Origin of the sequence: Flavobacterium oreochromis (assembly GCF_019565455.1) — a bacterium.
GTDB classification, from domain to species: Bacteria; Bacteroidota; Bacteroidia; order Flavobacteriales; family Flavobacteriaceae; genus Flavobacterium; species Flavobacterium oreochromis.
In genome coordinates this window covers 1956034-1978175 of sequence record NZ_CP067377.1, presented here as the reverse complement: position 1 = coordinate 1978175, position 22142 = coordinate 1956034, and the positions used below count along the sequence as shown (strand labels likewise).

Below are 22142 nucleotides of genomic sequence, written 5' to 3'. Positions count from 1 at the left end.
ATAAAAAAATCCCGAAATTTCGGGATTTTTCATTTCATACTGATTTGTATCATATTTTAAATTCTTCTGCAACCCAATCTCTTTTTATATCTACATAAAAATAATGCAATCCATCCATTTTATCAAAAGCTCCATTTTTATTACGATCATCAATTGTTCTAAAAAAAATTTTATTTGCTGCTTCTACATAATTCCAATCTATTAATTCCTGCATATCAACTGAAACTTTAGTAAATTTATCACCTAAATCAGTACTTAGATACAAAGATTTTACATCATACGAATCCACCTTTCCATCTTGATTTGTATCATTATCTGCCATAACATATACTAAAATCTTTTTGACTTAAGATAAGTCATTCGTTCTATTAAAACTGATTTATCAGTCAGAACTCGCAATGAATCTTTTCCTATTTCTTGAAATTTAACATTTTGTAAATACCCTGTAAGCTCTTCATCTAAAACACTGGAAACATTAAACCCATTCATATCCATTTTGTCACCTTCATAACTTCCTTTTTTTATATCACTTACTCTAAGCTCTCCTACAGGATAAATCAAAACATTAGAAGTAGAGAATTGAATAGGTAAATCTGCCACTAGCAAACGAGTTGTATCCTTTTTTATTTGAACCTGCCTTACAGGCCTATCATATTTAACTTTTGGTTTTTGCTCTTCTTTACAACTTATGAATGCAATAATAAAAGGCAGAAAATATAAAATGTTTTTTCTCATCACAATCCTATTTTATCCAAATATATATTTATTTTGTTTATATCTTTACATTTAATTTGATACTAAATACACGAGTCGTTAAATAATTAGGAACGCCATATTGAATTTTAGTATACACATCGCGTACCCATGTATTTGTAATTGAGTTTTGATTATTGAACATATTAAATATTTCAACCCCAAGAGCAAGCTCTCTAAAATGTCTTAACCAATTATCTTTTTCTTTCGATCTAGCTCTGTCGGTAAAAACATACGAAAATCCAATATCTGCCCTGCGATAATCTCTTAATCTAGACTGGTATTGATAAGGATCTGCATAAGAAGGAGAACCTCCTGGTAAACCGGTATTATATACTAAATTAAGATACATCTTTAAGGCTGGTATATTAGGAACATAATCTTGAAATAAGGCACCAAATTTTAGTCTTTGATCAGTGGGACGAGGTATATATTGTTTCCCATCAATAGATTCTTGTGTATCCATATACCCAAAACTCAACCATGATTCTGTTCCTGGTATAAATTCTCCGTTTATTCTAACATCTAATCCTTTAGCATAAGCCTCCGCATTATTAATAGCTTTATAACGAATTCTGACGTTATCTATAGTATAAGGATTTACATTATTAATATCTTTATAATACAACTCTGTTACTAACTTAAATGGACGTTTCCACATTTTAAAACTAAAATCATGTCCTATAACTATATGGGTAGATTGTTGAGCTTTAACATTTGGACGAACTATTCCCATAGAATCTCTCAACTCTCTGTAAAAAGGAGGCTGATGATACCATCCTCCTGAAATTCTAAAGAACATATCTTTACTCCAATTTGGCTTTATAGCTAATTGTGCTCTTGGACTAAATGTAAGCTGACTATCTCCTCCATTAATACCATCTGTAACTTTCCATTGCTGAGCTCTTGCCCCTATATTAAAAAATATATCGTGTTCTTTCCATCTTAAACGTCTATTCCACTGAAAATAAACTGAAAAGCGATTGATAAGAGTATAATTTACTGCTCTAATACTATTATAAGGTACTAAAGGTCCTACATAAGGTGTATAAGGCTGATCTTTTTAGGAAAATTTTTAGGTGGATTTAATAAAAAACCTGCAGAATCAATAACTTCCCACTCTCTAAGTCTATCACGTATACTTTCACGTGTATACTTAAATCCCCAATCTATTTGATTTTCTTTTTTCTTGTGATTTCCTTTCAGCTCTGCATTTACAATCAGGGCATCTAAATCGTTACGAGCATGTGTAAGCTGAGAGCCTATTCCCCTAGAATATTCAACAGTACCAAAACTAGCATCACCTAAATTAGAATTAATTTCCCCTAATTTATATGCTGCCATTATATCATAATATTCTTGCTCAACAGTATGGTAAACAGAGGTAATCCATTTTAAATTAGAATCATCATTTATTTTATAATTTGATTTTACAGCTCCAAAAGTAGTAGTATAAGCATCTTTCTCTACTCCATCATACTGTATTAATAAGGCCATAGGTTGTTGTAAAGTACCAAAATTAGTTTGCCTAGCAAACGGACTATAATCGTACTTATTTTGAGATAAATTACCTAAAAATCCAAACTGCCATTTAAGATTAGGAGTAAAAGTCACATACGTTTGTAAATCTGCAAATCGTGGTCTAAAATTTATTTGGGTTTCTTGACTTTTTACTAATAAACTATTATCTCGGTAACGTATACCAGTAATAGCATTCCATTTTTGGTTTTTTGACACATTATCCATAGAAATACTCCCTCCTAAAAAGGAAGCTTCAAGAGAAGCACCGAATTTAGTAGGCTTTCTATAAGTTATATCTAATACAGATGATAATTTATCACCATATTTTGCCTGAAAACCTCCAGAGGAAAAATCAACATGTTGAATTAAATCTGTATTGGTAAAACTTAAACCTTCTTGTTGCCCTGATCGAATCAAAAAGGACGATATACTTCTATTTCATTTACATATACTAAATTTTCATCATAATTCCCTCCTCTTACAGCATATTGAGTGCTTAATTCATTGTTCGAATTTACTCCTGGTAATGATTTTAAAATATTCTCTACTCCGAATTAGCTCCTGGTATTAATCGTATGGCTTTAGGTGATAAAGTAACAATTCCCTCAATTCTTTTTTTACTGTTATTTGATATTACAATTTCCCCTAACTGTTCCGTTGTACTTTTTAGAACTATATTAAACTCATAATCTTCATTAGAATTTAATTCTAACGAAATAACAGCTGATTTTAAAGATAGATGTGTAAACTTTAGATTAGACTTTACTTTAGATGGGATGACTAATTGATAAAATCCGTTTTCATTTGTCTTCGTATTTTTTTGCTGAAATGACACATTAACTCCTTCGACCGGGTTATTCGCTTCATCTAACACAATTCCTTTAACTCTTGCCATTTGTCCTAAAAACTAACTGAAAAGAGTAATAATAAAAGAGAAAATTTAGTTTTCAAAATTTATGTTTTTGTTTTATAGAAATTTGATTCAAATGTAGCTGTATTTCCTAAATTATCCATTACTTCTAACTTAAAATCATTTTTACCATTTATAAATTTAGAATCTGAAAAATAATGAATTAATCTATTTAATTTAGGCTCATACTCCATTAATATCCACTCATTATTTAGATACGCATTATATGATTTAATTCCGGATAAATTATCAGAGATAAAAATTTTCAAAGAATCTTTTGTCGTTAAATCTTCAGCGAGTTTAAAATTAGGGGAATAAATTTTGGGTGCTATCGTATCTGTAGCAATTAAAAATTTCCCTAATTTTTTGGCTTTAATTATAAACTGATTTTCTTTTTTAATAGTTGGATTATACTCTATTCGTGTACCATCTAAATTAGCTATAAACATTTTTTCACGCATTTCTTTAGGTAAATGAGTTACATCAAAAGTAATAGTCATGGCTTTAGTAATAGCTACTGACTGATCATGTAAATACAACTCATTATTTTTTACATCAAACTTAATGTAAAAATCTTCATAAAATGTTTGCTCTGGGATAAAAACAGATATTCCGTCTTTTGAGTACAATTGTTCTATTTGAGATTTTAAAAAATAGGGAGTTTTAAAACTATTACTAATTACAGAAGCGTTTGAATCAGAAAACTCAATTGGTATTATTATAGTATTCTTATTCCCATGAAAATCATGTATATCTATTTTATAACTAAGATTATAGCTAGGAACTACCTTTACATGTCCATTATCTGTTCTATATTTTATAATACTCTCTGGATATATATATCCTATGAAAAGCTTCTGAAAACGCTGATGTGTTCTTTTATATCTTGAATAATCTATAAAACAGTTTATATGTTTTGATTCATCAAAAGAAAAATGATCAAACTGGTATCCAAAATGAAGTGTTCCATTCAAAAAGGCTTCTAATTTATAAATTCCGTTTTTACCAAAATTATAATCTGATACATCATGAGTATTTATAGCAAATCCTATTGTATCCTTAGCTTTTACAGGTGCCGCAAGATACGTCCCATCTGATTGCAAGCTCAAAGGAATCATTATTGGATCGGAAGAACCATTAATTACAGCATTTTTAGACAAAGCATAAGCATATAACCCTTCTATAGAAGGAGCCTTTGTATCTTTAATTAGTTTATCATATCCAAACAAAAAAGGATTCATGGCAAACTCTGTTTTAGTATCTCTTATTTCAAAATGCAAATGGGGCCCACTAGATCCTCCTGTATTACCAGTATATCCTATTAAATCTCCTTTTTTACAGGTAAAAGATCTGCTTTAGGACGTAATTCTAAAACAAAAGTTTTTTCTAAATATTGTTTTTCTTTCACATAACGATCTATAGATTCTGAAAATCGTTGTAAATGAGCATATACTGTAGTATAACCATTAGGATGATCTATATACAAACATTTACCATAACCATAAGTAGAAATATTTAAACGAGAAATATATCCATCTGCTGTTGCGTATACAGGAAACCCTTCTTTTTGTTGCGTTCTAAAATCAATTCCTGAATGAAAATGATTAGGTCTAAGTTCTCCAAAAGAACCTGCAATATTTAAACTAATATCTAAGGGAGAACCAAAATAATCTCGAGAATATCTATCTTGACAAATTCCTCCAAGAGAAAATATCAAAAAAATAAACCAACACTTTTTAATCATATCATAAAAATTACAGCTGTAAACTTAAATACTTTCTTTATTTGCGCTAAGATAACGATTACTTTTTACAATATTTCACTCCTATTTTTTTATTTTTAAAAGTTTCATTTTAAAACGATTAACAATAAAAAATTGACATTTATCATTTTTTTCCTCAAACTTATTGTTAAAATACATTTTAAAATTTAAATTTGTGAAGTGATGTAATGTAATTTTATTACGATGAACAAACTAGAAGGAATAGCTGATTCTCTTGAAGTTAAGATTCAGGAACTTTTCCAGAAAATGGAAAATCTGAAACTTGAAAATCAAGAACTAAGATTAAAACTTAGATATTCAGAATCAATTATCCTAAAACAAGGTGGAGACTTAAAAAAAATAAAGTCAGAATTGGACTCAGTAAAAATTACAAACTCACTTTTAGGTAGTGACGAATTCAAAAGAGATACGAAACTCAAAATAAATTCATTAATCAAAGAAATTGATTATTGTATAGCGCAACTTTCGGAATAGAAAGCACAATGAGTGAAAAACTAAAAATAGACATATCAATAGCGGAAAGGATTTACCCACTAACAATAGATCCTAGCCAAAAAGAAAGCTTACTAAAAGCTTCTGAAAAGATTGACTATATGCTAAAACAGTTTAAACAAAATTATGCTGTAAAAGATAAGCAAGATTTACTTGCTATGTGCGCTTTACAATTTGCCACTCAAGTAGAACAAAAAAATGAGGAAATGAACAACTCAGACCTACAAGTGACAGAAAGATTAAAAAGATTAAATGATTTATTAGATCAATATCTCTAAAACAAAATAAAAATACGTTCTTAAAAATTAGATTTAAAAACACTACCTACATTAGTACCCATTTGATAAACTCAACACTAACGTTTAAAAAGGGCAAATCGTCAATACTATAGCAGGCCTTTCAGTAGGAAGCTTGAACATTGAGTTAACCCAAAACTTGCATATTTCGAGTTTATGCAATCTTTCTAATGTAGGTTTTTTTATACATAACACTTAACACAGACTATGGACATTTTAATAGTAATTATTATTGGAATCTTTGGAGTTGCAACAGGTTTTGGTATTGCAAAATACTTAGAAAAAACCAATGTATCTACCTTGATTAAAAATGCTAAGAAAGAAGCGACTTCTATCTTAAAAGACGCGAATACAGAGGCTGAAAACATCAAAAAGACAAGATATTACAAGCCAAAGAGAAGTTTATCGAGCTAAAAGCAGAACACGAACAGGTTATTTTAGCCCGTGATCGAAAAGTTGCTGAAGTAGAAAAAAGAATACGAGACAAAGAGTCTCAAGTTTCTAACGAACTTGCAAAAACAAAAAAACTAAATGAAGAAATTGATCATAAAATAAAAGAATACGATTCAAAAGTAGATAACTTAGAGAAGAAAACTACTGAAATTGATAAAATGCACAGAGCTCAAGTAGAACAGCTAGAAACTATTTCTGGACTTTCTGCTGAAGAAGCTAAAAATCAATTAATGGAAAGCTTAAAAGCAGAAGCTAAAACAAATGCTATGGCTCATATTCAAGAGACAATAGAAGAAGCTAAATTAACTGCTCAACAAGAAGCTAAAAAAATTATTATCAATACCATTCAACGAGTAGGAACAGAAGAAGCAGTTGAAAACTGTGTTTCCGTATTCAATATAGAATCAGACGATGTAAAAGGCAGAATCATCGGCCGTGAAGGACGTAATATACGTGCCATAGAAGCTGCCACAGGAGTAGAAATTATAGTAGATGACACTCCAGAAGCCATCATTCTATCATGTTTTGACCCAGTAAGAAGAGAAATTGCACGTTTATCTCTCCATAAATTAGTAACAGATGGACGTATACACCCAGCAAGAATCGAAGAAGTAGTAGCTAAAACTACTAAACAAATAGAAGAAGAAATCATTGAAGTAGGTAAACGTACTGTTATTGAACTAGGCGTTCATGGACTACATCCTGAGTTAATCAAAATAGTAGGTCGCATGAAATACCGTTCTTCATATGGTCAAAACTTATTACAGCACTCTCGAGAAGTTTCAAAACTTTGTGGAATCATGGCTGCTGAATTAGGATTAAATGTAAAATTAGCCAAAAGAGCAGGACTTTTACACGATATAGGCAAAGTTCCTGAAACAGAAAGTGATTTACCACACGCTTTACTAGGTATGCAATGGGCTGAAAAATATGGTGAAAAAGAGGAAGTATGCAATGCGATTGGTGCACATCATGACGAAATAGAAATGAAGTCATTAATTGCTCCAATTATCCAAGTTTGTGATGCTATTTCTGGCGCTAGACCTGGCGCTAGACGCCAAGTCCTAGACTCTTACATCCAACGCCTTAAAGATCTAGAAGATATTGCTTATGGCTTTGGCGGTGTAAAAAGCGCTTATGCAATTCAAGCAGGTAGAGAATTACGTGTAATTGTAGAAAGTGAAAAAGTGACAGATGAAATGGCATCAAAACTTTCATTTGATATATCTCACAAAATACAAACAGAAATGACCTACCCAGGTCAGGTTAAAATTACTGTAATCCGAGAAACAAGAGCAGTTAATATAGCCAAATAATTACAAATATTAGTATAAAAAAATCACGCTTTTTAGCGTGATTTTTTTATACTAATATTTAATCCCAATACTATCTCTTAAAATAAACCTTAAAAATAGACCCCACATCTAACTTACTAACAACAGTAATTTTACCTCCCATAGCCTCTATTTGATTTTTAGCTATATACAAACCAATCCCTGTAGACGCTCTATTTTTATGAAAAGTTTTATAAGGTCCAAATACTGCTTCTTGATATTTATCTAAATCAATTCCTATCCCATTATCTTCAACACATAAAACATCATATTCAATATTATTATCTAGCTCTGATTTCAAATAAAATGAAATAAATTTATCTTTTTTATTAGGATCTGAATATTTCACTGCATTAGTAATTAAATTCAATATCACACTCTCAAGATAAGCAGGAATAAAAGAAACCTCAAAATCTTTATCTACATCTAGATTTATAATTATATCTTTAGCATAAATCATTTCTTTTAAAACAGATAACGATCTTTCTACATAATATCTTAAATTATTCTTCTGTTTCTCACTAATAACTTCTGCCTGTACTCCTACTAAGTCTACTAAATTATCTATAGTTCCTTTCAATTCATTATATACAATCTGTAAACTCTTAATTACTTCTTCCGTTGAAACATATCCATTTTTATAAAAAGACAATAACATATAGAAATTTTCTGTATGACTTTTTAAATTATGAGAAACAATATGAGCAAAATTCATCAATTTCCCTTTTTGACTATTAACAACATCAAAAGTTTCTCGAAGTTTTTGTTCTTTTGCCTTTTGAACTGTAACATCTGTATGAGTCCCAATAATCCTTAAAGGTTTCCCATAAGTATCTCGTTCTATAACTTTCCCTCTATCTAAAATCCACTTATAAACACCATTACATAAAACACGGTGATATGTTTCATAATAAGGAATTCTTCCCTCAAAATGTTCTTTTATATTATTAAAATAAATTTCTTTATCATCTGGATGAACTAAAGTATCCCACTTTTCAGGATTTGAAATCAAACCAACATCTCCCTCGTTTATCTCTAAAATTTTAAGAGACTGTGCTGAATAAAAAACTTGATTTGTTTCTAAGTTCCAATCCCAAACCCCTATACCTGAAGCCTGATTAGCAAATTGACTTCTCAATTCTGCAATCCTACTCTCCTCTTCTGTTTTTTTCTGATCTGTAATATCTGAAATCACTCCAAAAAAAGAAACTTTACCTCCTTCTCTTTCAACAGTAGCTCCCATTTTATACCATTTCAAATCCTTGGACAGCACGACTCTAAATTCTATTTGCAACTCTTTTAAATCACTTCTACTTCTATCTATAGAACTTAAAATCTTAGACTTATCTACAGGCAACACTACTTTTCTAAAAATACTTAAAGGATCAGTTTGAAACATTTCAATCTCCGATTCAAAAAAATCATAATGAGGCCCCTGTAAATAATCAACAACTAAACAGCCATTTAAACCCACTGAAAATTGAAAAAAAAGTAATGATTGATTAGAAATTATTTTGTTTAAAAAAAAATGATCTGACAGCTCTAATTGCATTTTGAATTCTACTTTAAAAAACAATATTAAACAAAAATACCGAAAAATATAATTTTATTGCATGCAAAACAAACAAACACAGCTCTACAAACAAACTAATAAGACAAAATACAAATATTCCTTCTTATCTACACATAATTTTATTTAACGATGAATTAACACAAAAATTATATCAACTTAACATTAAAGCTGTATTTCGATTTATTTTTTTAACATATTAAAAAGTTTTTAAATAAATCAAAATCCAAAAATTATACATTTAATCTAATTTATTTAAATTTTAATCAACACAAAAAATCTCTGATTCAAGCTATTAATTCTAAAAAATAAAACTAAATAAAGGCTAAACAACTTTATAATCCAAATTAACACAATGAAAAAACAATAGAAGCCTACCTACTTATACTCAAGATTAAAACACAAATCAAACTACAGAAGTTTTTCAAAGAAAGGAAAAAGATAAAATATTTAACAAAACACAAAGAGTATCCAAACAAAAAAGAAACAAATTCCTAACTCTTTATATTTTTCACACTTCCAAACAATGAGATTTCTTACACCGAACAAACACAATCTTTAAAACCTAAAGAAAAGATTTTAAGACTAAACTTTAAAAAACAAGAATATGACTTGATCTAAGAAAGAGCCAAAATTGTATTTAAAATTTATCCTGATATCGAAATTGCTTATCAACTCTCAATAGAACTATCAAATATTTTTCAAAATAGAACAAATAAAATATATGCTTACACAAAATTAGCCAAGTGGCACGAAAAAGTAAATCAAACAGGATTTAAAGCTTTTAATACCATTTCCAGAACAATAATTAACCACTACAAAACAATACTAAATTATTTTGATAACAGAAGCACTAATGCTTCTGCAGAATCCTTTAACGCAAAAATAAAAGCATTTAGAGCACAATTTAGAGGCGTGCGTAGTATAGAATTTTTCCTTTTTAGGCTAACAAAAATTTATGCGTAATTTGAGTTCCTCCACAACTTTTAGTATTGATCCCCGTTTTTATGAAAACGTATTCGCTAACGTATTCGTTAGCTAAAATTCCATTAATTTTAGACATAAAAAAAGCGGCTCTAAATTACTTTAAAACCGCATAAAATCTGTGCTTTTCGACTTTTTAAGCCTTGTAGCGAAGACGGGAGTTGAACCCGTGACCTCAGGGTTATGAATCCAAATCTCTTTTATAAATAGCATGTATAAAGACTGATAATCAGCAATATAGTAATGTGAAAGAACGGCTTTTTGATTGTTTTTTTATACTTACATTGCCGTTTACATTGCCGACAATGAAATTTTTAAATATTTGTTTTTCAGTAGTTTATGTTTTTAAAAACATAGAGGATTCAGTCCCAAAAATCCAATTCGCATTCACTTTATAGACTTGACAAATGCGCTCTATATGTAATGCCGTGAAGTGCGCTTCTCCTTTTTTTATTTTAGTGATTGTGGTGTGTAGCATTTCGATTTTCGAACAAAAATCTTTGTTTGAAGACACAACACCTTTATACTTTAAATAAGCTATTAATTCAAGTATTTTGACGTCTGATTTGAACATTGAAAAATTAAACTTAGTAATACAAAAATTCTGTTTTCTTCACAGCTATTCCGTCTATCTTTTCAATCATCTCTACTGGAACATCCTCTTTGTATTTATACTCGTAAAAACTAGAGTTGAAATCTGTATTTTTCTGTATTGTATTGTAATTTCTACCAACATGAATAAGATACTTAGGAAGGTTTATTTTTGAATAAGGAGTTATACTTTTTTTAACAAAAAAAACAAATTTATAAATGTAATTGGTCATACCTGTAGAATATTCTGTTTCTGTATATTTATCTACAACTCCATTTGTAATTTCGTAATCGTATAAATCATACTGAAATAAACTTCCTGAAGAATTGAATTGATTACGTTTTTTCAAAAAACCATCACTAGTATATTCATAAGTATCATAACCTGTAAATTTGCCATTTTTAAGATTATCAACCCTACTAAGTCTACCTTGTGTGTCATAGTTGTACTTGCTAGATTCTATATCTTGTTTCGTTGATATAGTGGTTCTCTCCTCATTAAGTAGATTGCCTATATAGCTATATTCTGTTTTAAAAATAGTTCCATTCTGTAGAACCTCTTCATCTTTTATCAGCTTAGTATTTTCAAAATAGAAATTACGAACAGTTTTACTTCCTGTTTTCATATCCGTCACAATTCTAGTTTTAATAAACTTACCCTGTGATTGGGAAACTGTATCTGTTAAAGCGCTTACCTGTTCGTTAGTTTCTTTTGAACATGATATGATAATTAGTGCTAAGAATGTAAATAATATTTTTTTCATATTTGTTTTTAGTTTATACTAATTGCTATATGCAAAAATATCTAAAAGTATTTTGAAAAAGAAAAAAATCGGTAAACAGTAAAAAATAACAGCTAAAAATGTATAAATCAATTATGTAGATGCAATTTGCAAACGGAATAAATTAGGTGTTTTATTTAGCTGAAATAAGAAAAACATATATAAATTTGTGTAGAAATCGCATGTTTTACTTAAATAAACACCTGCAAAAGCAAATAAAATTTTAACAAAACATACGGAAAAACCGTAACATTTTTTTTTAATAAACCTTTAAATTCGCAAACAGAATGAAAAAATTTTTGATTCTTATTTTTGTATTTTTTTGCACAACAAGCTGCACATACGAAGAAGTAATTGATTACATTACTGGGAATGATCAAGATCCCCAAGCAACTGAAGCTACATCAAGACTATCTGAGTCTTATTATGACATAGATCCTGATAAAATAAAACCACCAACTCATGGCTAAACTATTTACTATTGACAAAATAATATGTTTGTTAATTATTTTAACTGTTCCTTTTTTTTATTGTTATGAATTAGTCCCTGATAAAAAGGAGGTAGATTTTGTTATTTTTAAATATGAAAGCATTTATTACCAGAGCCTTTACGCGTTAGCGTGGGCTTTGGTTCAAAAGATTATAATCATATTTTTAATTTTCATCTGGTACACTACTAATAAAAATTGGTGGAAATATTCTCTGGTTGCTCCAATTTTCATGTTTATATATCAATCAATCTATTTGCTAGTAGAAGATTGTAAGCCAAAAGATGAGTTTATGAATTCATGGAACTTTGTGGCACCTTCTACGTTAATAGTAATAATTTTCTTACATTACATAAGTATAGGCATACAACGAAGAATTGAATTATTGAATCTAAACAAGATTATAGAGGACGAAATAGAAAAAGCTTCTAGATCGTAAAAACAGCTATTTTTGACAATGGTTGAAAGACTAAAAAACAAACTAAATAAATGCCTCTCTATCGAAGATGATAAAGAGAGGCTTAGACAGCTACGCTTAATTAAAGCAGAAGTAATGTTACTTCTCTTAGAAGAAAAAAATAAAAAATTGAAAAACGAAATTTTATTTATGTTAAAAAATTCATTTAATTAAGTTTTTGGAATTTCAATTTTTGATTTTGCTTAACTTCCAATGTGGTAATTTCAGAGTCTATCTTAAGCATGATTTTCATCAGGTCAATAAATTCTTCAACTTTTTTCAGCCTATTATTAGTAATATCAATTACACTATTGTAATCTTCTGTAGTCTTTTTTCTATATAAATCTAATTGACTTCTCAACTCTATTATAATATTACGCTGTTCCTCTATTATAGCTAAATAATCCTGATGGTTAATATCCTTATCTGATTTTCCACGATTTATTACGTGATTAGTGTCTACTAGCATAGGCTCAGTTCCATGTAACAACCACTCGAACCTAATGTTTGGATATGTTTCGCTGATGTCCTTTGCTAGCTTCTCAGAAATCTCATTCCTGCCTGATGTAACATACGTTAACCTCATGCCATTCTTGTCACCTATCGATACACCTATTGCATGTTTAGTCATTTTTAAGTAAGCTAACACAGATTCTATTCTTTCTTTCCCATTCATATTCAACCTATTAACCTTTATATCTTTCATTAGACATAAATCTTATTTAGAATAATTTTAAATTAAATAATTTTGTTTCGTTTTGTTTCAAAATGTTTTGATATGTTTCAATATGTTTTTATATTTGCTAAGTACAATTTGCAAAGCGCAAATTAAGCAAAGTTCTTTGACATATTGAATAAAATCGACGAAAGGCAAAAAAAACACTGTCAAGAGATTATAAGTTAAATCTTACAGTTGTAAAATACCCAGTTAGTTTAATGAAAACATATTGAAAGATATATACTAGATTCAATTCTGGTACTGGGTCTAATAATTTTAAAAAACCGAATCTATGCAAGAAGAAATTTATAAGATCATCAGAAATAATATTCCATTAAGGAAAAATATTGCTGATTTTTTAGAAGTAACTGAAACTACAGTTTATGGCCACGCAAAACGCAAGGCCCCTACCTTAAATAATTATATAGTTGTAAAAATTATAATGAAACATACCAATAAAAAGGAATCTGAAATTTTCGAAAAATCAGACCTCAATTTCATATGAATAAAAAACAAAAAATACAATTTTATAAACAGCAGGTTGAATCTGCCAAAATGATGAAAGAAGGAGCTAAGCTCCTTATTCACAATGCTAAACGTCTCGAAAGCGAAGCACAAAAGGCTCTGGATCAATTGGGAGTTGATCTAGAGCCTACTAGAAAACCAAAGTTTTCTTTATCAGATGAAACAAAATTCAAGCTAAGAGCAAACCTAACAAAATAAAAATAACCACTTCTTGCAGGAAGTGGCTAAGGATTAATAAACGCCTGGCATGGCATAAAACTAAAGTTATGACAAAGATACAAATATTGCAACAACTTGTACATACTCAAGTTAGCAATGACAAATCCAAGGATCTTTTAGGTAAAATTATCAGAAAAGAATTCGATGCTACTGATAATGAACAAAAAGCTTTTGAATTATTGACAATTGCTTTTAGATGGAAACTGCCTCAATTCAACGAAATGATTGATGATTATGAATTTAGTGATTTAAATTGGTTTTAAAATGCAAGAGGAATTCATAGAAGGAATAATTTACTTATGCATCTCGGGTATAATTTTTTTAGGAATATTCAATCTTCTATACTGGATATACAAAAAAACAAATAAATGGTATTAATCACAAAATCAACTTAAAAACAAACATATATGAGGACTATTAATATAAAAAAAATACAACTTATTAATTTCAAAGGAATTAAAAATTTGACGATTGACTTTGATAATAAAACGGATATTCTTGGCGCAAATGGAACAGGAAAAACAACAATTGCCGATGCTTTTACATGGTTATTATTTGGAAAAGACTCTACTGACAGAAAAGAGTTTGAAATTAAAACTTTAGATGAAGTTGGTAATGTAATTCCAATGATTGATCACGAAGTTTCGGCAGAACTGATAGTTGATAGTGAAATTCTAACAATTAAAAGAGTATTACGCGAAAATTGGGTTAAAAAGAGAGGTTATGAAGAAAGAGAATTTGGCGGGAATAAAATTGATTTGTATTGGAATGAAGTTCCAATGACAATAACCGAATTCAATAAAAAAATAAACACTCTTCTTGATGAGCAAGTGTTCAAAATGATTACGTCACCTACTTATTTTAACTCAATCAAATGGCCAGATAGACGAAACCTTTTGATTGATATTTTTGGAGAGGTATCAAATGAAGATGTAGCAAGAGGTAATTCTGCATTTGAAAAATTACTTGCTAAACTAACACAAGGAAAGACTCTCGATGATTATAAGGCACAAATATTAGCCTCAATCAAAAAGGCAAAAGAGGATTTAAAAAATATTCCGTCTCGAATTGATGAAGTTTTTAGAGGCAAACCAGAGGCACAAGATTTTGAAGTATTAGAGAAACAAAAGGCAAGCCTTGAAATCCAACTTAATAAAGTTGATTTAGAAATTTCAGATGTAAACAAAGCTTTCGATTCTAAATTAGCTTCCCAGAGAGAACAAAAATTAAGAGTAAACAATCTAAAAAGCGATTTAGAAATAATTGAGCAAAACGCCAAAAAAGAAGCTGAAAACAGATTAAAATCTGATACTTCTATTTTAGATTCTTTAGTAAAGCAGAAAACTGATAAAGAACAGGAATTACAATCCTATGAGTCGGCATTAAAAACGCTTAAAACTAAGAAAGAAGGGATTGAAGATCAAATTTCTTCAACTGAAAAGCAAATGGAAGATAAGCGCCAACAATGGCACGAAGAAAATAACAAGACTTTAGAATTCGACACGGATGATTGCACTTGTCCTACCTGCAAACAAGCTTTACCAACTGGAGACATCGAAGCTAAGAAATCACAAGCAATTACCAACTTCAATACTACTAAGTTGACTAATATTAGACGAATTGAAGCGGAAGGCACAAATCTTAAAGCTCAAAAAGAGAATTTAGAAGCTGAAATTAAAACCTTTGAAGCAAGAATTGAAACGGGTAAAGGTTCTGTTGAAAATGCCAAAACGCAACTTCAAGAAATTATTTATAAAATAGAATCTGAAAACTCAACCAGTTCTGAAATGCAGACGTTTGAATGCGTCTACGAGTCATTGATTTCTTCAAACAAAGAATATCAAGAAAAATCAATAGAGTTATCAAAATTTAAAGAAAGCAACGAAGAGGTGGGTCTAACGGTTGACAATTCCGAACTAATCGAAAAACGAAAATCATTAGTCTTCGAAATCGATAACTTAAAATCAAAGCTTCAAACTAAAGCACAGATTGAATCTGCTGAAATAAGAATTGCTGAATTACAACAAGAAGAAAAAACTTTAGCACAACAAATTGCTAATGTAGAAAAAGAACAATTCATCATTGAAAATTTCATAAAAGCAAAAGTTAATGCGCTCGAAGATGTTGTTAATAGCAAATTCAAATTTGTGAAATTCAAAATGTTTGACCAGCAAATTAATGGTGGCTTTAAAGATACTTGTGAAGTTACGGTAAACGGTGTTCCTTATTCAGATATAAACACCGCTTCAAAAATCAACGCAGGTTTAGATGTTATAAATGTGCTGTCGGAATTTTATGGAATATCAGCTCCAATTTTCATAGACAACGCAGAGAGTGTTCATACTTTAATTGATACAAAAAGCCAACTAATCAGATTAGTTGTTTCTGAGAATGATACTAAATTAAGGATCACCACTAAAGAGTTAGAAATAGCTCAGTTATGATTCCTTATAGAGTAAAAAGAAACCCCGATGGAACACTTGCTGAAAATTGCAAAGAAAATATCGGGGTAAAAATTGGCAGTTTTGATTGTACTGCCAAATGTCCATACAATCAAAATTCAAAAAAGAAATTCAAGAACAAGCTTTTAATCTTAAAGAGGTTAAATGCTCTGTTATTTCTAAAATTCAATTAATATTAGATATTTAAAATATGAGCGCAGAAGCAAACAACGCTACAGCAGTGGCAAAAGTAAAAAACGATATTTCGGTACAAGTGCTTTCAAAAATAAGTGCTTTTCAAGAATCAGGAGAACTGACCTTACCTAAAGATTATAAGGTAGAAAACGCTTTGAAAGCGGCATACATTATTCTGTCAGACCCTAAGAATAATCTACTTGCAAAGTGTGACAAATCAAGCATTTCTGAAGCTTTGCTTAAAATGGTAGTCTACGGTGTATCACCGATAAAAAAACAATGCTACTTTATTCCTTACGGAGATAAATTAGAATGTTCAATATCATATGCAGGTAACATTGCTATTGCAAAAAGATATGGAAAGCTTAAAAGCATCAAAGGGAATGCCATTTTTGAAGGCGATACTTTTGAATTTGAAGTAGACCAAAAAACAGGGCGTCGTAAAGTAATAAAACACATCCAAACTTTAGAAAGTGTTGGTACTAATAAAATAAAAGGAGCTTACGCTGTTTATGAACTAAATGATGGTTCTGTAGACGTAGAGGTTATGAGTATTAATCAAATTCAAATGGCATGGGCTCAAGGAGGTTCAAGGGGTAACTCTTCAGCTCACAAAAATTTTGCGGACCAAATGGCAATAAAAACAGTGCTTAACAGAACTTGTAAATTACTTATAAGCGCATCTGATGATTCTGTTTTATACGATCCATTAGAGGAAGAAAAGGTGATAGATGTAGTAGCTGAAAATGTTCAACATGAAGTTGAAACAAATGCAAATAAAGAATCATTAGACTTTAGTGCAGAAGCAGTAGAAACGCAATTTGAGGAAGTTCAAGCTACCGAGGCTGTTATGGAGACTGAATTTAAAGGACCAGGATTCTAATTATGAAACTTAAAGTAATAGGATCAGGATCGAAAGGAAATGCCTACATTCTCGAAAATGAGAATGAGGCGCTACTAATTGAAGCTGGAGTCAACATCAAAGAGATAAAGCAAGCCTTTGATTTTGATTTATCAAAATTAAAAGGATGTATCGTTACACATGAACACCTTGATCACGCTAAAGCAATGCATGATGTAATGCAATTAGGTATCGACGTTTATGCTTCGAAAGGAACTTTAAAAGCTAGAAACCTTCTTAATGAAAAAAGAGCTAATATCTTAACCCCCAAAGAATCAGTTGAAATAGGTGGTTTCAAAATACTTCCATTTGATGTAAAACATGACGCATCGGAACCTTTGGGGTTTCTAATAGATCATCCAGATTGCGGTAAAACACTTTTCTTAACAGATACTTATTATTGTAAGTATCTGTTTAAAGGACTTAGCAATATTATAATTGAGGCTAACTATTCTAAAGAAATTATTAACCAAAAATATGGTCCAGAAAGCGAAATGGAGTTTTTAAGAAATAGGATCTTAAAATCACACATGTCATTAGCTAACTGCAAGGAAACGTTAAAAGCAAATGATTTACGCCAAGTAAACAACATTGTGCTTATCCACTTATCGGATAGTAATTCTGATGAAAAACAGTTTGTCAAAGAAATTAATGAGTTAACTCAAAAAAATGTTACCGCTGCTGTTAATGGATTAGAAATAAACTTTAATAAAACTCCTTTTTGATGATTTATAATTCAGAAAAGAAAATTGATACACAAAGAGCTCTTGTCAAAATAAGACAGCTTATTTCTCAACGAAAAACCTTCGAGCTTACAGAAAAACGCCCCAAAAGAACTCTTAGTCAAAATAATTACCTACACCTTATCCTTTCTTGGTATGCTTTAGAATACGGAGAAACACTTGCTTACATTAAGCAGGAAGTATTCAAAAAACAAATTAACCAAGACCTTTTTCATACTGAGTTTATCAACAGAAAAACAGGAGAGATTAGAGATAGTTGGCGTAGTTCTGCAGACCTTTCTACTGCGGAACTCACGCAGGCTATAGAAAGGTTTAGAAATTATTCTGCTAAAGAAGCGGGTATTTATCTGCCCGAACCAAGTGATTTAGCTTACATAAAAGAGATAGAAATTCAAATCGAAAACAATAAACTCTACTTATGAAGATTACACCTCAAATGATTGAAAACACACAGGCGTTTTCAAAATTAGAAAAGTTCAAACAAAACCTATTGGTGAAAAAAAGTAACCGTTCAGTTTTGGAAACAGCTTTTATCCACCACTCTATTTCAGGCGAAATATTGCCAAACATCGGTGGCTCTAACACTGGTATCTTAAAAGAAATTATTCATGGAAAAGCAAGATGCTCAACAGAAGTACAAGATTAGCTGGATTGACTACAAACCAGGTAGTCAAGAGCATTTTGATATGTGCAACCCTTTTTTTTCATACCAATGTAGAGTTGTTTATCAGGCGTTATTACGCGGAGAAAAGATAACCACTAGCACAGCTTTGATAAAATACAAAGTAGGTGACCTTCGAAGAAGGGTAAAAGACCTAAAAGATATGTGGGGTGTACCAGTACTATCTGAGTACACTAAAACACGATATAAAATTTATTTTCTAAACATTAACCCCAAATAAAATGAATATCACGATTAAAAAGGCTTCATTACGAAATAATATGTTTCTTAATTACGAATTCGAACAGAAAGACACAGAAGTAAACAATACTATTAAGACCCAGTCCGACGCACCAATTCACGAGGATTTGGCTAACCTATTCCGAAAGCTGATACCTCACTTCGCTTTCATAACAGAAGAGATTAGCGAGGATTTGGCTCTTAATGCAATAAACGACCCCGACGATTATTTGTTCAGGCCTTTAGAGAATGCAATTGAACCAAAACTTTATAATTTCTATGTGACAGAATTCTGTGTAGTAGATAAAAAAGGATTGAATTTTGTTTCACTCTCTGGAGGTAAAGTTTTGGCTTCTAAAGACACAATTTCTTTTTCCACCTACTTAGTAGACCTTGATTCGTTAAACGATTACAAATTTGTAAGCGAGCTGTCAGATTTAATTGAAGAATTGAAAAGAGAGGTTTTACTTTATATGGATGGAAAGCAAGCGCCTAGAAAGCAACTTGAAATGTTTGACGAAGAAGAACCTAAGTCAAAAAGAAAAAGAAAGTAGAACAAGAAACGAGTGCTTTTGAATAATGCAGATTATTGAGCACCCAACAGAGTTTCATATTCGCATAGAATATGACAGATTTAAGATCACAAATGAAAATAAGATAAAGAAAATAGACGGATCTAAGTTTTCATGGGCAAAAAAAGTTTGGGTTGTGCCTTATTCGAAAAAACAGGAATTAGAGGAGGTTCAGAAGCAAACAAGAGCTGAGTGGATTGTTTTAGATAATCGTCCCGAAATAGTCGGGGCGATTCCTCCAATGCCTGATTTAGATTTCGATTTAAATATCGTAAACAGCGAAAATGGCTACAAGCCCAGACCTTATCAATTACAAGGAATAGCCAGAGGTTTAGAGTTAAAAATGTTTATCAATGGTGATGAACAAGGATTAGGAAAAACACTCCAATCATTAGCTACTATTTATGCTGCACACCTAAAAGGTGAAGATGTATTTCCTTGTGTTGTAGTTTGTCCATCGACAACTAAAATAAACTGGCAACGAGAATGGAAGATGTGGACAGGGATTGACGCTTTAATCCTTGAAGATAAGAATAAAGATACCTGGAACAGATTCTACGAAATGGGATTAAATAAGGTATTTATAGTCAATTATGAATCATTAAAGAAATACTTCGTAAAGTCGATGCCGAAAGGAAGGTTTAAATCTTCTGAAATGATAATGGATGAACGAATTCATCTATTTAAATCGATAATCATTGACGAAATACACAGGCTGAAAAACCCTTCCTCTCAACAAACCAAAATAGCTTTAAGATTAGCAGTAGGTAAAAAATACCGAATAGGACTAACAGGTACTTTGGTGCCTAACAGACCTATAGAAGCCTTACCTCAATTAGCTATTATAGGTAAGCTAAAAAGCGAAAAAGTATTCAAAGAGCGATATTGTGCAGGTGGTTCTGGAGCTTCGAATTTGAAAGAACTCAACTATATGCTTTACCAACACTGTTATTTCAGACGTGAGAAAAAGGAAGTAGCAAAAGACTTACCAGAAAAACAAAGACAAACAATTCTTTGTTCGATATCTAATCAAGATGAATACGACAAAGCTAAAAATGACTTTACAAAATGGCTCGCAGAACAAGGCTGTGATGATGCTGATATAGCTAAAAAGCTACAAGGTGAAATCATGGTAAAAATGGGAGCTTTGAAACAGATTTCTGCTAAAGGAAAACTAAAAGAAGTCAAAGACTTTGTTCAAGACATAGTAGATTCAGGAGAAAAGATAATACTGTTTGCTAACCTACATTCTATTGTTGACGAAGTTATACAATTATTCCCAGGTGCAGTAGAAGTCACGGGTAGATTAAGCCAAGAAGAGAAACAGCGATCTATAGACAGCTTTCAAAACAATTCAGATGTAAAAGTGATTGTTTGTAATATCAAAGCTGCAGGAGTAGGTATCACCCTTACAGCTTCTTCAAGAGTGGCATTTATAGAATACCCATGGACCTACGCCGATTGCGCACAATGCGAAGATCGAGCGCACCGTATAGGGCAAAAAAATACCGTAATGTGTACCTACTTCTTAGGAAACAATACCATAGACGAGTATATGTATAATATGATACAGCAAAAAAGACATATAGGCAACACTATAACAGGAGCAACTGATAATATGGAAATGACATTTGTGGACAATGTAATTAATCTATTCAAAACATGATCGATATAAACGCAATTAACCGTGGTAAAGCGGTGGTTAACGAAATAGCCTTTGCGCGATCATTTCATCATAGCAACACCTACTACCTGTTCAGAAATGTATCTGAACAGGTAGTAATAAAGATTGAAAACAACAAATTATTGTCTAGTCACAAACTATCTGGTCAAGAGATAGAATACCTACAAAATCAATTCCCAAATCTATTAAAAACACTTTAATACTATGGCAGAAAACAAAAAATCATTTGTCGCATATTGTGATTGGCAGGGTATTTTTGATATGTTAACGGATCAAGAAGCAGGAATTTTAGTCAAACATTTATTCTCTTATGTGAATGATGAATCGCCAATTTTAGAAGATAGAGTTTTAAAAATGGCTTTCGAATCTATAAAAACACAATTAAAAAGAGATTTAAATAAGTATAACTGTGAGTTAGAAAAGAAGAGCTTAAGCGGTAGAATAGGTAATTTAAAAAGATGGAATCCAGATATTTACAGTGATTTTATTGGTAAAAAAATAAGCCTTGAAGAAGCTGAAAAAATCGCAGAGCATCGCAAAACATCGCATTGCGATATTTTTATCGCAAACATCGCTGATAATGATAATGATAATGATAATGATATTATTAATATTAATAATTCTAAATCTCATTGTGTCGCTAACGCGCCACTTCCAAAAAAAAATAAATCAACCCCAATTAGCTTCTTCTAAAAATTCAAAAAAAATAGAAAAAGAAAAAAAAGTTGCGCCAAAAAAGAAAAAGCAACAGAGCATTGGAAATCGTTGCTAAACGTTTGGTTTAACTTTTACAAAACAAAATTTGCCATCGAGCCGACTTTCAATTCAG

27 protein-coding genes and 1 pseudogene are annotated in these 22142 nt (G+C 30.8%); 18 read left to right on the top strand and 10 right to left on the bottom strand.

Annotation, left to right across the window (positions count from 1 at the left end):
- Positions 1–49: 49 nt before the first annotated feature.
- The 7 genes from JJC03_RS17795 to JJC03_RS09435 all read right to left on the bottom strand — a co-directional run bounded on the left by JJC03_RS17795 (position 50) and on the right by JJC03_RS09435 (position 4901).
- Positions 50–322, bottom strand: a complete 273-nt coding sequence (locus JJC03_RS17795; protein ID WP_258930571.1) for a hypothetical protein — start codon at positions 320–322, stop codon at positions 50–52.
- 8 nt (positions 323–330) lie between these two features.
- Entirely contained in the window at positions 331–735 is a 405-nt protein-coding gene (locus JJC03_RS17790; protein WP_258930569.1) for a hypothetical protein, read from the bottom strand.
- Between the two features lie 37 nt (positions 736–772).
- A complete protein-coding gene (locus JJC03_RS19170) occupies positions 773–1555 on the bottom strand; it encodes a TonB-dependent receptor (RefSeq protein ID WP_374226218.1) in 783 nt (260 codons plus the stop codon).
- Positions 1556–1788: 233 nt separating this feature from the next.
- On the bottom strand, positions 1789–2691 hold the full coding sequence (locus JJC03_RS19165; protein ID WP_374226217.1) for a TonB-dependent receptor: 903 nt from the start codon (positions 2689–2691) through the stop codon (positions 1789–1791).
- 127 nt (positions 2692–2818) lie between these two features.
- Entirely contained in the window at positions 2819–3169 is a 351-nt protein-coding gene (locus JJC03_RS19160; RefSeq protein ID WP_374226216.1) for a carboxypeptidase-like regulatory domain-containing protein, read from the bottom strand.
- Between the two features lie 59 nt (positions 3170–3228).
- The gene (locus JJC03_RS09440; RefSeq protein WP_258930567.1) at positions 3229–4425 is read right to left on the bottom strand and encodes a M23 family peptidase; all 1197 of its coding nucleotides are present in this window, start codon (positions 4423–4425) and stop codon (positions 3229–3231) included.
- Between the two features lie 80 nt (positions 4426–4505).
- Positions 4506–4901 carry a M23 family metallopeptidase gene (locus JJC03_RS09435; RefSeq protein WP_235873163.1) on the bottom strand — a complete coding sequence of 132 codons (396 nt, stop codon included), beginning with the start codon at positions 4899–4901 and terminating at the stop codon, positions 4506–4508.
- Positions 4902–5150: 249 nt separating this feature from the next.
- On the opposite strand from JJC03_RS09435, the gene JJC03_RS09430 reads away from it, so the two are divergent.
- The 3 genes and pseudogenes from JJC03_RS09430 to rny all read left to right on the top strand — a co-directional run bounded on the left by JJC03_RS09430 (position 5151) and on the right by rny (position 7524).
- Complete coding sequence (locus JJC03_RS09430; RefSeq protein WP_088398507.1) at positions 5151–5441, top strand: hypothetical protein; 291 nt, start codon at positions 5151–5153, stop codon at positions 5439–5441.
- A gap of 8 nt (positions 5442–5449) precedes the next feature.
- Positions 5450–5737, top strand: a complete 288-nt coding sequence (locus JJC03_RS09425) for a cell division protein ZapA (protein WP_088398508.1) — start codon at positions 5450–5452, stop codon at positions 5735–5737.
- A 225-nt stretch (positions 5738–5962) separates the two neighbouring features.
- Positions 5963–7524: pseudogene (gene rny, locus JJC03_RS09420) on the top strand (ribonuclease Y).
- 70 nt (positions 7525–7594) lie between these two features.
- On the opposite strand, the gene JJC03_RS09415 reads toward rny, so the two are convergent.
- Positions 7595–9094, bottom strand: a complete 1500-nt coding sequence (locus JJC03_RS09415; RefSeq protein ID WP_088398510.1) for a sensor histidine kinase — start codon at positions 9092–9094, stop codon at positions 7595–7597.
- A 651-nt stretch (positions 9095–9745) separates the two neighbouring features.
- Between JJC03_RS09415 and JJC03_RS09410 the strand changes: the two genes are divergently transcribed.
- Positions 9746–10078: a transposase gene (locus JJC03_RS09410; protein WP_309597797.1), complete on the top strand. Its 333-nt coding sequence runs from the start codon at positions 9746–9748 to the stop codon at positions 10076–10078.
- Between the two features lie 605 nt (positions 10079–10683).
- Here the strand turns inward: JJC03_RS09410 and JJC03_RS09405 are convergent.
- Positions 10684–11451, bottom strand: a complete 768-nt coding sequence (locus JJC03_RS09405; protein ID WP_235873162.1) for a hypothetical protein — start codon at positions 11449–11451, stop codon at positions 10684–10686.
- 480 nt (positions 11452–11931) lie between these two features.
- On the opposite strand from JJC03_RS09405, the gene JJC03_RS09400 reads away from it, so the two are divergent.
- Positions 11932–12396, top strand: coding sequence for a hypothetical protein (locus JJC03_RS09400; RefSeq protein WP_235873160.1), 465 nt, complete (start codon positions 11932–11934; stop codon positions 12394–12396).
- A gap of 184 nt (positions 12397–12580) precedes the next feature.
- On the opposite strand, the gene JJC03_RS09395 is transcribed toward JJC03_RS09400, so the two are convergent.
- Positions 12581–13120 carry a hypothetical protein gene (locus tag JJC03_RS09395; RefSeq protein ID WP_235873159.1) on the bottom strand — a complete coding sequence of 180 codons (540 nt, stop codon included), beginning with the start codon at positions 13118–13120 and terminating at the stop codon, positions 12581–12583.
- A 304-nt stretch (positions 13121–13424) separates the two neighbouring features.
- On the opposite strand from JJC03_RS09395, the gene JJC03_RS09390 reads away from it, so the two are divergent.
- The 13 genes from JJC03_RS09390 to JJC03_RS09330 all read left to right on the top strand — a co-directional run bounded on the left by JJC03_RS09390 (position 13425) and on the right by JJC03_RS09330 (position 22006).
- Positions 13425–13637, top strand: coding sequence for a hypothetical protein (locus JJC03_RS09390; protein WP_235873158.1), 213 nt, complete (start codon positions 13425–13427; stop codon positions 13635–13637).
- A complete protein-coding gene (locus tag JJC03_RS09385) occupies positions 13634–13855 on the top strand; it encodes a hypothetical protein (RefSeq protein WP_235873156.1) in 222 nt (73 codons plus the stop codon). The genes JJC03_RS09390 and JJC03_RS09385 overlap by 4 nt, the downstream gene beginning before the upstream one ends.
- 68 nt (positions 13856–13923) lie before the next feature.
- Positions 13924–14139, top strand: coding sequence for a hypothetical protein (locus tag JJC03_RS09380; RefSeq protein ID WP_235873154.1), 216 nt, complete (start codon positions 13924–13926; stop codon positions 14137–14139).
- 144 nt (positions 14140–14283) lie between these two features.
- Positions 14284–16320, top strand: a complete 2037-nt coding sequence (locus JJC03_RS09375) for an AAA family ATPase (RefSeq protein ID WP_235873152.1) — start codon at positions 14284–14286, stop codon at positions 16318–16320.
- Between the two features lie 208 nt (positions 16321–16528).
- Positions 16529–17395, top strand: coding sequence for a RecT family recombinase (locus tag JJC03_RS09370; protein ID WP_235873151.1), 867 nt, complete (start codon positions 16529–16531; stop codon positions 17393–17395).
- 2 nt (positions 17396–17397) lie between these two features.
- The gene (locus JJC03_RS09365) at positions 17398–18138 is read left to right on the top strand and encodes an MBL fold metallo-hydrolase (RefSeq protein ID WP_235873150.1); all 741 of its coding nucleotides are present in this window, start codon (positions 17398–17400) and stop codon (positions 18136–18138) included.
- A complete protein-coding gene (locus tag JJC03_RS09360) occupies positions 18138–18578 on the top strand; it encodes a hypothetical protein (RefSeq protein WP_235873148.1) in 441 nt (146 codons plus the stop codon). The genes JJC03_RS09365 and JJC03_RS09360 overlap by 1 nt, the downstream gene beginning before the upstream one ends.
- Positions 18575–18802 carry a hypothetical protein gene (locus JJC03_RS09355; RefSeq protein WP_235873146.1) on the top strand — a complete coding sequence of 76 codons (228 nt, stop codon included), beginning with the start codon at positions 18575–18577 and terminating at the stop codon, positions 18800–18802. The genes JJC03_RS09360 and JJC03_RS09355 overlap by 4 nt, the downstream gene beginning before the upstream one ends.
- Positions 18765–19058 (top strand): helix-turn-helix domain-containing protein, encoded by a 294-nt coding sequence (locus tag JJC03_RS09350; protein ID WP_235873144.1) that lies wholly within the window; start codon positions 18765–18767, stop codon positions 19056–19058. Before JJC03_RS09355 ends, JJC03_RS09350 begins: the two co-directional genes overlap by 38 nt.
- 1 nt (position 19059) lies before the next feature.
- On the top strand, positions 19060–19611 hold the full coding sequence (locus tag JJC03_RS09345; RefSeq protein ID WP_235873143.1) for a hypothetical protein: 552 nt from the start codon (positions 19060–19062) through the stop codon (positions 19609–19611).
- 25 nt (positions 19612–19636) lie between these two features.
- Positions 19637–21295, top strand: coding sequence for a DEAD/DEAH box helicase (locus tag JJC03_RS09340; RefSeq protein ID WP_235873142.1), 1659 nt, complete (start codon positions 19637–19639; stop codon positions 21293–21295).
- Positions 21292–21513 carry a hypothetical protein gene (locus JJC03_RS09335; protein ID WP_235873140.1) on the top strand — a complete coding sequence of 74 codons (222 nt, stop codon included), beginning with the start codon at positions 21292–21294 and terminating at the stop codon, positions 21511–21513. The genes JJC03_RS09340 and JJC03_RS09335 overlap by 4 nt, the downstream gene beginning before the upstream one ends.
- Positions 21514–21517: 4 nt before the next feature.
- Positions 21518–22006 (top strand): DUF6291 domain-containing protein, encoded by a 489-nt coding sequence (locus JJC03_RS09330; RefSeq protein WP_235873139.1) that lies wholly within the window; start codon positions 21518–21520, stop codon positions 22004–22006.
- Positions 22007–22142: the final 136 nt, after the last annotated feature.